The following is a 12,525-nucleotide window of genomic DNA, read 5'->3' as shown; positions in this document are numbered from 1 at the left end:
AATGGATCACCCATTCAATGGAAGCCCCTTTTTTGGGCTTTCCGCAAAGAAAACAAACCGGGAGTTCGTATGAGTTTTTCCGAGGAGCAGGTCGCGTTCCGTGACAACGTGCGCAGGATGGTCGCGAGGCACGTGGCGCCGATCGCCGCCGAGATCGACGAAACCGACCGCTTCCCGCTCGAGCTGGTCAAGCTGTTCGGCGAAATGGGGCTGATGCAACTCTGGGTGCCGGAACGCTATGGCGGCCCGAACGGCAACCTGACCATGGCCTGCATCGCGCGCGAGGAGATCTCGAAGGTCTCGCCCGCCTGCGCGTCGATCGCGGCACTCAACACCATGTTCATCATGCCGCTAATGCATTTCGGCTCGGAGGAGCAGCGCAAGAAATATCTGCCGATCATCGCCGAGGGCGGCGTGGTCACGGCGATCGCAATCTCGGAGCCGCAGGCCGGCTCAGATGTCGCCGCGCTGAATACCCGCGCCCGCAAGGACGGAGAAAGCTATGTGCTGAATGGCCGCAAGCAGTGGTGCAGCTATGGAGTCGCCGCCGACTACATCGTGGTCATGGCGCGAACCAGTGACGGCGCCGGTGCGGACGGCATCAGCGCCTTCATCGTCGAGCCGAAGAAAATGCCGGGCATCACGTTCGGGCGCCACGAGCGCAAGATGGGCTTTCGCGGCGCGCCCAACACGCCGATCTTCTTCGACAATGTCCGGGTCCCCGCCGAAAACCTTGTCGGTGAGGAAGGCAAGGGTTTTCGCGCGTCGATGCGCGCGCTCGACCTCAACCGGCCGACCATCGGCGCGCAATCCGTTGGCCTTGCCCAAGGCGCACTGGATGCCTGCGTCGCTTACGCCAAGGAGCGCAAGCAATTCAAAAAGCCGATCGCCGAGTTCCAGGGCGTGCAGTTCATGCTCGCCGACATGGCCATGCAGATCGAGGCGGCCCGCGCACTGGTCTACGAATGTGCCCGCGCCGGCGATGCCGGCGACTGGAAGCGGCTCAACGTGCTTGCCAGCATGGCCAAATGCGTCGGCAGCGACATGGCGATGAAGGTGACGACCGACGCGGTCCAGATCTTCGGCGGCTATGGCTACACGATGGACTATCCGGTCGAACGCATGATGCGCGATGCCAAGCTGACCCAGATTTTCGAAGGCACCAACCAGATCCAGCGCGTGGTGATCGCCCGCGAGCTGCTGCGATAGTGCAGATCGATTTCAAGAAGATACATTACCGGGAGGAACGACCTTGAACCATATCATGAACCAGGCGCTGATAGCCGGCGTGCTGTCAGCACTTCTGGCGGTACCTGCCTATGCTCAGAAAGCCTACGGTCCCGGTGCCAGCGATACCGAGATCAAGCTCGGCCAATCGACGCCGCTGAGTGGCCCCGCATCCGCGTTCGGCGCGGGCGCCGGGCGGGCGGTGGTCGGCTACTTTGAGATGCTGAACGCCAAAGGCGGCATCAACGGCCGCAAGATCAACTTCACGCAGCTCGACAATGCCTACAGCGCGCCGAAAGCGGTCGAACAATCACGCAAGCTGATCGAGGACGTCGGCATATTGGCCGAGGTCGGCACGATCGGTACCGCGCCCAACGTCGCGATCCAGAAGTACCTGAACGCCAAGCAGGTGCCGCAACTCTTCATCACCGCCGGCGGACGCCGCTTCAACGATCCCAAGGCATTTCCCTGGACTATCCCGCTCTATCCCGACTTCGAAACCGAAGGCCGCGTCGTCGCCAAGTACATCCTGACGGCAAAGCCGGACGCCAGGATCGGCGTCCTCTATCAGAATGACGACTATGGCAAGGACTACCTCAAGGGTCTCCGCGCCGGCCTCGGTCCGAAGGCCGAGTTGATCGTTGCCCAGGCTTCCTACGAGCTCGCCGATCCGACGATCGACTCGCAGATCGTCCAGCTGAAGGCCGCCGGTGTCGACACCCTGATCGAGCAGTCGTCGTCGAAGGCAGCCGCGCAATCGATCCGCAAGGTTTACGAGCTCGGCTGGAAGCCGCTGCACGTGATCGGCGGCTCGACCGCATCGGTCGAAACTATCCTGAAGCCCGCAGGCCTCGAAGCATCGAAAAGGCTGGTCACAACGCAATTCCTCAAGCAACCGGGCGACCCAGCCTGGGCCAATGATGAGGAAGTCAAGGCCTACAAGGAGTTCTTGAAGGCGTATGCACCTTCAGCCAATCCGGACGATTATTCTGTGCTCGTTGCCTATATGAACGTGCACGCCGTGGAGCTGGCTCTGCGCAAATGCGGCGACGACCTGACCCGCGAGAACCTCATGAAGCAGGCGACCTCGCTCAATGGCGAGCGATTGCCGATGATGCTCCCAGGCGTCGCGATCAGCACCCGGCCCGGAGACTACACGCCCTTCAGAACTCTGCGGATTGCGACATTTGACGGAGAAAGCTGGTCCTTGACCGGCGCCCCTCTATCGGCCGACTAGACCACACTGTCGGCGAGAGACACCAAGCCTCTCGCTAGGTCAGGACAACAGCCGCGCCCGGTTAGAGCTGCCCGAGCAGCCATGTTCCATCGCCGGAAGGCACTGGTGGTGGTGATGGGCCAGCGAGTCTGCACAGAGCGTTATCTCTGGAACCTCAGCGGCGGCGCCAATGCGTCACCGGGCCGGACGTCAGGGTCGGGCCCAAAACCCTGTCGGAGTGAGGCACGCAGCAAAAAGTGTGATGGCCATTGATCGCCGGCTCCAGATCCCACTTGAAAAGAGCATAAGCCCTTTTCCAGGTGGGAAATCAGGCGCGGGACTAGGTGGCGACGGGAACCCCGTAGAACTTAGCTGGGTTAGACACCAGTATCTTGTGCTGCTGCTGAACATCGGCGGTATACTTGGCGAGCCCATCGAGGATCTCGCCGACGTCCGGGACAGTGGCAGCGTCGTAGAGACCGACATGGGGCCAGTCACTTCCCCACACCATCCGATCGGGCGCGGCATCGATCAACGCTTCGGCAAACGGAACGACGTCGCGGAACGGATACGATTGCGCCGAAAGTCTGAAGCCGCCGGACAGCTTCACGTAGCAGCTTGAGTTTCGGACAATGCGGAGCACCGCCTGGAATTCGGGGCTGTTAAGGCCGTTTGCCGCGGCGCACCACCCCATGTGATCGATGATGAAGGGTGCCCGCAGTCGAAGCAGTCGATCGCCGATTTCGGGATAAGTCTCGCCGCGGGTCGCGACCTGAACGTGCCAGCCAACTTCCGCGCAGCGGTCCGCCAGGACTTCGAGATTCTGCAGGCCGACACCGCCACCGACGATATCGAGAATGCGGATACCGCGCACGCCGGCATCCTTGAGCTCGGCGATCTCATTGTCGGAGATATCGGGGTCGATCACGGCGACCCCACACAGCCTGTCGGGGTATTCGCGCAATGCCTTGACGAGCAGCCGGTTATCGGTTCCGTGCACCGACACCTGCACGACGACACCATACTGCATGCCGACCCTGTCGAGCATCGCGACGAAATCGGCAGGCGATGCCGGCGGTGGATTGAAGTGTCTGCCTGATACGAAAGGATAGTCGACTGCGGGACCGATAACGTGGGCATGCGTCTCCCACGCGCCAGCCGGAACCTTGATCCTCTCCGGAGTTGAAGCCAGTCGCGGAGGGAGACAGTCCTTAATGACACCGTCGAAATGAAGCATCGTCACTGCACCTTTGAATCGAGAATGAAATCGACGGCCGCGCTCTTTGCGACGGCCTTCACTTCATCCAGAAACGCATCGTTGAGTGGAATGCCGGTCTTCAGCCGCTCCGCTCTGCGCGCGAATTCCGGCTCACCGGCGACGATCACTGGGCTGCCCGGATCGACGGCAGGCGTCGCGCGAAGATGATCTAGGATGTCGCTGACGTCGTCTTCGAATGACCCGCCGGCACGGAAGAAATCCGGATCCAGCGCAAGGAAGAAATGACCGATATTGTCGGGCGTGCCCGGCTTCGTATCCCGGCTGCGAAACGGCGAGAACGAGCCACCCGCCAGCGTGCTGCCGAGCAACTGCGCCATGACGGCAAGACCGTAGCCCTTATGGGTGCCGGTTTCGCGGGTGCCGCCCATCGGCATCAATCCGCCGACGTCGCTCTCCATGCAGGTCCGGAAGCCTTCCGTGGGGTCGGTGACCGGCTTTCCGGAGCCGTCGACCACCCAGCCGACCGGAAGCGGCGTCTGATGATATGAGTAGACCTTGACCTTGTTGGCGGCGACCGCGGAGGTCGACATGTCTAGAAGAAACGGATCCCCCCTGCTCGCCGGCGCCGCGAATGCAATCGGGTTGGTGCCGAGCACGGGCGTCGTGCCGCCGGTCGGGAGCACTGCAACGGTACGAGCCGACGACGTGACAAGTGCAATGACACCCTGGCGCGCCGCCATCTCGGCAAAGAGCCCGGTCGCTCCAAAGTGATGCGAATTGACGACCGAGACGGCACCGATGCCAATCGCCTTGCACTTGGTGACCGCGAGGTTCATCGCCTCGACCGCGACGGGATGGCCGAGGCCCGCATCGCCGTCCATGAGAGCCGTGGCGGCATTCTCCTTCACGATCCGCGGCTGCGGCGTCATGTTGAGTCCGCCGGCGCGCCGCATCTTGTCATAGAGAGGGAGCATGGACGCGCCGTGAGATTCGATGCCGCGCAGATCGGTTTCGACCAATAGATCCGCGATCACGTTGACCTTGTCCGGCGTCATCCCCCATGCGGACAACACAAGTTCGATCTGCCTCTTCAAAAGCGCGGGCGTGACGTAGACCAGCCGCTCCTTCGCATCCATCTCCTTCGAATCCATCGGCGAATATCCTTCAGCTCTTGTTCTTGTCTGTGCTGGCTCGTTCGGCGGCCAGAAGCCATTGCAGGGCCGCTGGAGCATCCGGCCCCGGCATCGCCCCACCCTGCCGGACCAGGTCCGTTGTGTGGCGATAGCGATCGATGGTCGCGCGGGTGGTCAGGCTCCTGAGCCCGAGCGACTTCAACTGCGTTTCCGCCAGCTCCATCTCCACCAGCCGCCGGCCGGCGTGGGGAGGATGCGTCCTCAGATACATGTCGATGTGGTCGCGCAATGGACGCTGATCGAAATCGCCGAGCAGTTCGATCAGGTCCTGACGCAAGCCGAGTGCCTCCGCGGCCAGCATCGACTCCACGACCAGCGCATCGAGGCCTTTGGCAAACAGGCTCCGGAGCAGCTTCAGGCTCGATGCATCGCCAACCGCGGAGCCGTCGCGGGCCGATACGGAAAAGCCGAGCGCATTCATCGCCTCCGCGAAGTCCGTTGCCTTCTCCCCTGACGCCAGCAGGGGCGTCCGGATGCCGTGCAGGCTGACGGCGCCCATGATCGCCACATCGACGAACCGCGCACGGTTCGCACCGAGCGTTTCGGCGGCCGCAATCACCTGTGGCGGATCGGCGGCGGTCAGGTCGGCAAGGATCGCCTGCTCCCGTAGTACCGGTGCGATTGTTTTGACCACGTCGCGCAGCCCATCGCCGGTGATCGTCAGCAGCACGACGTCGGCCGTGCTCGCCGCGCGCGCGACATCCTCGTCGACGTCGATGCCGAGCTTCTTCGCCGAGGCCGTCGCGCGCGGCGATGCACGCGAGGCAACCTTCAGCTCGACACCGCGATCGAGCAATGCGCTCGCAAAGCTGGTGCCGACCTCACCGAGACCGACGAGTGCAATCGAGGGTGTGCCGGTCATCGTGACGCTTTGACGAGCGGGCATTCGCTTTCATTCAGCGGCCGGAACGCCTGGTCGCCGGGGATCGTATCGATAGTCCGGAAGTAATCCCATGGCTCCTTCGATTCCTTTGGCGACTTGACCTGGAAGATCTGCACCGGATGCGTCATACGCCCATCGGCGCGGACCACGCCATCGCCAAGCAGCGGGTCCTTGACCGGGACCGATTTCAGATATTCGACCACCTTGCGGCCATCGGTGCCGCCGACTTTCTCGACGGCGCCGAGATAGGCCAGCACCGAGGAGTAAACGCCGCCCTGAAGCGCATCGGGGTGAATCCCCTTGTTGCGCTTGGCGAGCTCGGTCGCGAAGGCTCGCGTCGTCTCGTCCTTGGTCCAGTTCATGCTGCCAGCGGCGAGCAGACCCTGCGTAGCGTCAAGGCCCGCCGCGTGTACGACGGCAAGATTGAACTGCGGCGCGACAATCTTGTACTTGTCCGACGTGATCCCAAACTCGCGTGCCTGCTTGATCGCGTTCGAGAGATCGGCTCCGCCGCTGGCCAGCACGATGACGTCCGCACCGGACGACTGCGCCGTAAGAAGATAGGAGCTGAAGTCCGACGTGTTGAGCGGATGACGCACGGAGCCCAGCACGGTACCACCAGCTGCCTTGACGAACTTCGTGACGTTCTCCTCAAGGCTGTGCCCGAACGCATAGTCGACCGTGACGAAGAACCACTTCTTTCCGCCCTGATGCATCACACTCTTGACCAGCGCATTGGCGTTTCCATAGGAGTCCCAGGTCCAGTGGATCGTGTTGGGCGAGCACTTGGAGCCGGTCAGGTCGGTCGCGCCGACGCCAGACGGAACCATCACCCGGTCGAATTCCTTCGTGATCTCGACGGCGCCGAGTGCGACGGCCGAGTTGGCGAAGTCGAACACCGCATCGACGTCGTCGACCTGATACCAGCGACGCAGGATACCAAGGCCGACGTCGGCCTTGTTCTGGTGATCGGCAAACACGAGCTCGACCGGACGGCCGTTGACCTTGCCGCCAAACTTCTCGATCGCCATCTTGGCTGCCTCGACCGATCCATTTCCGGTCAGATCGGAGAACACCCCGGTCATGTCGGTCAGGACACCGATCTTCACCGTCCCCGATTTGTCTCCGGCCCAGGCACCGGTCGCCAGACAGCAAGCCAGTACACCAAGTACCCTCGCAAGCCCTTTCATTTCAAGTTCCTCCCGTTTTCATTATTGGTGAGATCGGTGACCCGATCATCGATGTATTGGAGTTCGCGACGCAGAATCTTCTCTGTCTGGGTGCGCGGTATCGCGAGAACTCGCTCGACGAACCGAGGCAGCATGTATGTCGGCACCTGATCGGCAAGCCGCCCGCGCACGTCGCGCAGATCGAAATCGCAGTCCGTCACGACTACCGCCTTGACCTCTTCGCCCATGATCGGATCCGCAACGCCTACGATCGCGCAATCCCGGACCCCGGGCAGCTTCAGCAGACGGCCCTCGAGCTCCTGCGGCGAGATCATCTCTCCACCACGCCGAATGAGCTCTTTCGTGCGTCCATGAAAATATAGATATCCGTCGGAATCGAAGCTGCCGACATCGCCGGTGTGAAACCAGAAGTTCCGGCTCGCCTTCGCTAACTCGTCCGGCTTGTTGTAGTAACCGAGCAGGATTCGGTTCGGTTCGAGCGGCCGAACCACTATCTCGCCGCGCTCGCCGGTCGGGAGCGGGTTGTCATCCGGGTCGACGATCTGGACCTGCATGTCCGGCCGCACCCGGCCGTTGGCGCCGAGCTTGTGGTCCCCAGCCGTACTTCCGGATACCCAACCTCCGACCTCGGTCATGCCGTAGAGTTCGTGCACCTTGAAACCGAAGCGGTCCTCGATGGTGCGCGCGAGTTCGGCTGTCGTACCGCCTCCGATCGTAAAGCGCATCATGTGGTCGCGCATCGGTACGGAATAGCGTGCCGCCAGGATCGCGAGTACCGTGCCGACGAACGTGCAACCGGTCGCCTGCACGGCCTTCGCGTCCTCGAAGAACGAAGTCGCCGAAAACCGCCGCCGCAGGCCAAGCGATGCGCCCACCGTCAACGCCGACATAACCGCATAGGTCTGTGGATTCGTGTGATATAGCGGCAGATAGACGAAGATGCGGTCCTCCGCGGTCAGTTCGAGGATGCGGGCCGACTGCACTCCGGTCGCCGCGTAACCGCCATGCGCACATATCACGCCCTTCGGACGCCCGGTCGTTCCCGACGTATACAGGATCGTGCAGGCATCATGCGGCGCGATGTCGGCGACCTCGCTCTCGGGAAGAGCGGCAAGCTCCAGAAGAAACTTTTCGTCGTCGATCGCGACAACGGGAAGCTCGGCCCGGCCGTCACGAAGATCACCGCGCCTCGAGACCAGCCAATCCTCATCGGCCATGATCAGCCTGGAATCGGATTGCGCCACCAGATAGTCGATGCTGTCGCCCTTCAACTGGTCGTTCAGGCACACGGCAACGGCACCGGCCGCATTGATACCGAACCACGCGACCAGGAACGCGGCGGAGTTCCCCGAGATAAGAGCAACATGGTCGCCCTTTCCGATGCTGCGCCCTTGCAGCAGTCGCGCGCATCTGAGCGATAGCGAATGGATTTCCGCAAACGAATACGATCGCTCCGCAGTGACCACAAACGGCTTTTGTGGCGTGACTGATGCCCAGTGTGACAGGCGTTCCAGGATCATAGCTCGGCCGCGTAGTTGACGACACGCTTGGCCAAGGCGTTCTTTAGCACTTCGGAGGAGCCGCCGCCTATCTCATAGGTCTTGGCATCGCGCATGAAGCGACCGAACGGCGCGTTCACCATCGTGCCGTAGGCGCCGCAGATCTGGACGCAGCGCGCCGCGACCTCGGTTGCTACCTCCGAAGCGAACAGCTTCGCGGCACTGGCCCGACGGATGACGTCGTCATGGTTGTCCAGCGCCCGCGCCGCCTCGTAAACCAACAGGCGCGCGGCATCGATCTTCGCCAGCATGTCTGCGAAGTACCATTGGATACCCTGAAAATTGACAACCTTCTGGTCGAACGCGGTGCGATCGCGCGCGAACACAAGGGCTGCGTCAAACGCGGCCCTTGCAATACCGACCGAAATGCCCGCGGCAAGTGTGCGCGAATAGTCGAGCGTCGTCACCGCCTGCCGGACGCCTTTGCCCTCCTGCCCGACCAGGTGATCCAGCGGAAGCCGCACGTCCTGCAGCCGAACGTTGACATGCGGGCCGTTGCGCAGGCCGAAGGTCGCGGAGTTCTCGCCGATATAGGTCGAAACGCCGGCGGACTCGCGGGGAACGACAAAGACGGAGACGCCGACATCGGTCTGCGCCAGGATCACAAAAAGCTCGGCGCGCGAGCCGGACGTAATGAACGACTTCTCGCCGTTCAGAACCCAGCCATCCCCTTCCCTGCGGGCCTTGGTCTCGAGCTTGCGGATATCGCTGCCATGCGAAGCTTCAGTGAGAGCGTAAGAGGCGATCAGCCCCCGCGCGAATTGCGGCAAATATTGCTGCTTAAGGCTCTCCGAGCCGAACGTGTTTAGCATCGTCTGCGCCTGGAAGATCGTGATCAGACAGATCGCGACGGCGGCGCTTCCGTAGCCGATCTCCTCGCAGGCGGCTACGCTATGGGCATAGCCCAGCTCGCGGCCGCCGAATTTCTTTGGCAGCGAGATCGCGTTGCAGCCAAGCTTTGCAAGATCGCGAACGATCTCGGCTGGGTACAGGTCCTTGGCGTCGATCTCATTGGCCAGCGGCACGATGCGCTGCTTCACGAACCGCCGCACCTCGTCCACGAACCCGGCCTCGACCGCCGGCCGCCACACGGTGTTCGGCAAGCCTTCCATCGCGTTTCCTTCGCATTTGTTTTCGCCGAGAGAACAACGCAGATTGTCTTGATCGTCAATAAGATATTTAATATCATCTATATGATTAAACGGAGGAAACATGCCACGATCACGATCCGGCAAGTCCTTAGGAATCAGTGTGAAGTCGTCACTGCGCACGTTGCAGATTCTGGAGTACATCGATTCCAGACAGCGGGCCGTGACCATCGCGGAACTGTCGGCAAGTCTCGCATTTCCCCAGTCGAGCACGTCGACGATCGTACAGAGCATGATCAATGCCGGTTATCTCGTCGTTGATCATGATAGTCGGGGAATCCTTCCCAGCAGCCGGGTGGCGGCGTTGGGCAACTGGGTCGAGCCGAGCGTCTCGCGCGCGGACGTTAGATCGCTGATGGTCGCGGTTGGTGAACGCACCAGCCAGACGATCCTGCTCGGCGTCCCGTCCGATCTGTGTGTGCGCTACATCGACGTGATTCCCGGTCGCCACGCGATGCGCCTCGACATCCCGGTGGGATCGCGGCTGCCACTGATGGAAGCCGGCATGGGGCGACTGCTGCTCTCGGAGATGCCGGACCAGACGGTCGAGGAGCTTTGGCAACAGACGAAACGACGCGTCAAGGACGAAGGAGCACAAGGCATCCGCCCCTCCGACGTTTCCAATCTATGGAATGCGAATCCATTCGTCTCGCCGCTTCCCGAAATTATGGAAGAGCTGAAGCAAATCCGACGGACCGGGTTTGCGATTTCGCTGGGGCGGATCTCGCTCGGCGCCGGTATTGTCTGCGTTGCGATGCCGCGCGGACCGCTCGAGCAACCTATCGGACTTGGAATCGGCGGTCTGTCCGAACTGATTTCACGCGACGCCCAGCAAATATTGTCTGTAGTGCGCGACGCGGCCAGCGAATTGGGGATCGCCTTGAAAATGCGCAGCGGGACGACGCGGACATCTGAACGAGAGAAGACCAGGCGTCTGCGAAAATAGCAGGATCAGTCGTCGTACAATGCCAACACGAAGAACCAAAATCTCCGCAGACAGTCAAATCACGGAAGCCACGAGCTATGGCCCTCCCGCAGCGGGCTCGGTCAAGTCGGCGGGACGCGTGCTTCGGATTCTTGAGTTCTTCGACGAAATTCAGCGCGACGCGCGGGTTGCCGAAGTGGCCGAACGCCTTGCGTTTCCGCAATCATCGACCTCCATCCTCCTCAACTGCCTGGTCGAGCTGGGTTACATGGACTATTTGCCGGAGAGCCGCAGCTTCCTGCCCTCACCGCGTGTCACCCTGCTCGGGACCTGGCTGGACAAGGGCCCGGTCAGAAACGGCAGCCTGATCAGGATGCTTGAAGAGCTGTCCCACAAGACCGGCGACACCGTGATCATCGCCGCGCGCAGCGGCATCTTCGCGCAGTATATCCACGTGCTGCAGGCGAGGTCCGCGATGCGCTTCCACGTTCCGCCGGGATCCCGGCGGCTGGTGGTCTGGTCGGCCACCGGCTTTTCGCTGCTGACTCCATGTAGCGACAGAGAGATCCGCGGCCTCTGCACGCGCACGAACGCGGAAGCAGCGCTCGGGATTCCGCGTATCGACATCAATCAGGTGGTCGAGAATGTCGGTCGCACGCGGCGTGATGGCTACTTCTTCTCGGCAGGACTGGTGACGCCGGGCGCAGGGTCGATTGCCATTCCCCTGCCCGAAGGCATCGACGGATGGAACAGAGCGCTCGCTGTTGCAGTGTCAGGTCCTCTGCAGGACATGACACGACGTCGAGCCGAGATCGTCGCACTGCTCAATGATGTCGTGCAGCGCTATCTCCGGCCAGCTCCGTCAGCCTAGGCGGCGCCGACAGCTTCCTGCCGGTCGACCAGCAGCGGCCAGAAGCCTTCTCCGCCGCGCGCACAGATTACCCGGCCAATTTTTTCCTGCCACCACGGTTCGGCGCCCCATTCGTCGCGCCATGACCACAACCGACGAGTGGCATAATGCAGCGGTTGCTCCTGCGTAAATCCCATGGCGCCGTGCACCTGATGGCATATGGCGGCAACCTGTCCGGCGGCCTCGCCGCAACGGGACTTTGCGATCGCCACGGCAAACGCATTGTCGCCGAGCAGCGGTGCCTCGGAGAGCGCGTCGCCGGCCGCCGACGCTGCCGCGAAATGCCCGGCAGCAATCGCCAACATGTGCTGAACGGCCTGGAACTTGCTGATCGGACGGCCAAACTGGACACGTTCATTGGCATAGGCCAAAGCATAGTCCATGCAGCGCTCCATCCCTCCGATCATTTGTTGCACCCGAATGGCCGCGCCGAATGGCATCAAACCCTCTGCGGCGAGGCAGGAGGATGCCGGCGACACGTCGTTCGATGAAAGGTGCAAGCCGTCGAAGTCGATGTCCTCGCGTGGCTCGCAAGCGACGTTCCGTCCCGCCTTGGTCGAGTTGATCTTTGCGGTGGGCACGCGGCAGAGGAACGCCTTTCCGGATGCGTCGCGAGCGAATACCAGCGCGTGCAACGCCTGCTTGCCCCATGGAACGTGGCGCGCGGTGCCATGGAGTGTCGCGCCCCTGGCGCCCGCTACGAGCGTGATGCGATCCAGCGGATTGACCGGCGCAAGCGTCATGGCTCCTTTGATGACCTCCCCGCCGGCATCCGTCCACAGGGCGTTGGCCATGATGGTTTCCGCGAGCGGCAGCGGCACCGAATGAAATGCGGACCTACGGATCAGGCTCGCAGCCACGCTCGAAGCAAGTCCGACGCCGCCCTTCGCATCCGGCACGAGGGCGAGTGGCAAGCCAGCATCGTCCAGAGCGCCCCACAGCGACCCCGGCCAATGACCTGCATCGGCCTCCAGCAGGATCTGCTTGTCGATGTGTTGCTGAAACAGGCGGTCTGCCTGCTCAAGTACGATAGCTGACATGTCTTCCATGACGCG

The 12,525-nt window shown here is 62.1% G+C and carries 11 protein-coding genes; 4 read left to right on the top strand and 7 right to left on the bottom strand.

The genetic code is table 11. The features are described 5' to 3' along the window. Positions 1-69 precede the first annotated feature (69 nt). Both QA639_RS17910 and QA639_RS17905 read left to right on the top strand, forming a co-directional pair. Positions 70-1,209, top strand: coding sequence for an acyl-CoA dehydrogenase family protein (locus QA639_RS17910; RefSeq protein ID WP_283090363.1), 1,140 nt, complete (start codon positions 70-72; stop codon positions 1,207-1,209). Between the two features lie 55 nt (positions 1,210-1,264). Beyond that, entirely contained in the window at positions 1,265-2,464 is a 1,200-nt protein-coding gene (locus QA639_RS17905) for an ABC transporter substrate-binding protein (RefSeq protein WP_283090597.1), read from the top strand. 319 nt (positions 2,465-2,783) lie between these two features. Here the strand turns inward: QA639_RS17905 and QA639_RS17900 are convergent, their stop codons facing one another. From QA639_RS17900 to QA639_RS17875, 6 genes are all read right to left on the bottom strand, one after another. Beyond that, positions 2,784-3,680, bottom strand: coding sequence for an amidohydrolase family protein (locus tag QA639_RS17900; protein ID WP_283090362.1), 897 nt, complete (start codon positions 3,678-3,680; stop codon positions 2,784-2,786). Between the two features lie 2 nt (positions 3,681-3,682). Continuing rightward, complete coding sequence (locus QA639_RS17895) at positions 3,683-4,813, bottom strand: Ldh family oxidoreductase (RefSeq protein WP_283090361.1); 1,131 nt, start codon at positions 4,811-4,813, stop codon at positions 3,683-3,685. A 13-nt stretch (positions 4,814-4,826) separates the two neighbouring features. Then, positions 4,827-5,651: a DUF1932 domain-containing protein gene (locus QA639_RS17890; protein ID WP_283090360.1), complete on the bottom strand. Its 825-nt coding sequence runs from the start codon at positions 5,649-5,651 to the stop codon at positions 4,827-4,829. A gap of 62 nt (positions 5,652-5,713) precedes the next feature. Continuing rightward, positions 5,714-6,928 carry an ABC transporter substrate-binding protein gene (locus QA639_RS17885; RefSeq protein WP_283090359.1) on the bottom strand — a complete coding sequence of 405 codons (1,215 nt, stop codon included), beginning with the start codon at positions 6,926-6,928 and terminating at the stop codon, positions 5,714-5,716. Beyond that, positions 6,925-8,448, bottom strand: coding sequence for a class I adenylate-forming enzyme family protein (locus QA639_RS17880; RefSeq protein ID WP_157341605.1), 1,524 nt, complete (start codon positions 8,446-8,448; stop codon positions 6,925-6,927). The genes QA639_RS17885 and QA639_RS17880 overlap by 4 nt, the downstream gene beginning before the upstream one ends. After that, on the bottom strand, positions 8,445-9,758 hold the full coding sequence (locus tag QA639_RS17875; RefSeq protein ID WP_283090358.1) for an acyl-CoA dehydrogenase family protein: 1,314 nt from the start codon (positions 9,756-9,758) through the stop codon (positions 8,445-8,447). Before QA639_RS17875 ends, QA639_RS17880 begins: the two co-directional genes overlap by 4 nt. Here QA639_RS17875 and QA639_RS17870 point away from each other — a divergent pair. Further along, entirely contained in the window at positions 9,739-10,581 is an 843-nt protein-coding gene (locus tag QA639_RS17870; protein WP_028334197.1) for an IclR family transcriptional regulator, read from the top strand. The genes QA639_RS17875 and QA639_RS17870 overlap by 20 nt on opposite strands. Before the next feature lie 19 nt (positions 10,582-10,600). Then, on the top strand, positions 10,601-11,431 hold the full coding sequence (locus QA639_RS17865) for an IclR family transcriptional regulator (RefSeq protein WP_038377463.1): 831 nt from the start codon (positions 10,601-10,603) through the stop codon (positions 11,429-11,431). On the opposite strand, the gene QA639_RS17860 is transcribed toward QA639_RS17865, so the two are convergent. After that, positions 11,428-12,519, bottom strand: a complete 1,092-nt coding sequence (locus tag QA639_RS17860) for an acyl-CoA dehydrogenase family protein (protein ID WP_283090357.1) — start codon at positions 12,517-12,519, stop codon at positions 11,428-11,430. The two genes, QA639_RS17865 and QA639_RS17860, sit on opposite strands and share 4 nt — an antisense overlap. Positions 12,520-12,525: the final 6 nt, after the last annotated feature.

Origin of the sequence: Bradyrhizobium pachyrhizi (assembly GCF_029714545.1) — a bacterium.
Classification (GTDB): Bacteria; Pseudomonadota; Alphaproteobacteria; order Rhizobiales; family Xanthobacteraceae; genus Bradyrhizobium; species Bradyrhizobium pachyrhizi.
The sequence above is the reverse complement of the archived record's forward strand: the minus strand, read 5'-3'. Positions and strand labels throughout refer to the sequence as shown.

Excerpts from the sequence above, each read along its gene's own strand:
- QA639_RS17880 (WP_157341605.1), bottom strand. The coding sequence starts at position 8,448 with ATGATCCTGGAACGCCTGTCACACTGGGCATCAGTCACGCCACAAAAG.
- QA639_RS17865 (WP_038377463.1), top strand. The coding sequence starts at position 10,601 with ATGCCAACACGAAGAACCAAAATCTCCGCAGACAGTCAAATCACGGAA.
- QA639_RS17885 (WP_283090359.1), bottom strand. The coding sequence starts at position 6,928 with ATGAAAGGGCTTGCGAGGGTACTTGGTGTACTGGCTTGCTGTCTGGCG.
- QA639_RS17910 (WP_283090363.1), top strand. The coding sequence starts at position 70 with ATGAGTTTTTCCGAGGAGCAGGTCGCGTTCCGTGACAACGTGCGCAGG.
- QA639_RS17860 (WP_283090357.1), bottom strand. The coding sequence starts at position 12,519 with ATGGAAGACATGTCAGCTATCGTACTTGAGCAGGCAGACCGCCTGTTT.
- QA639_RS17895 (WP_283090361.1), bottom strand. The coding sequence starts at position 4,813 with ATGGATTCGAAGGAGATGGATGCGAAGGAGCGGCTGGTCTACGTCACG.
- QA639_RS17905 (WP_283090597.1), top strand. The coding sequence starts at position 1,265 with ATGAACCAGGCGCTGATAGCCGGCGTGCTGTCAGCACTTCTGGCGGTA.
- QA639_RS17900 (WP_283090362.1), bottom strand. The coding sequence starts at position 3,680 with ATGCTTCATTTCGACGGTGTCATTAAGGACTGTCTCCCTCCGCGACTG.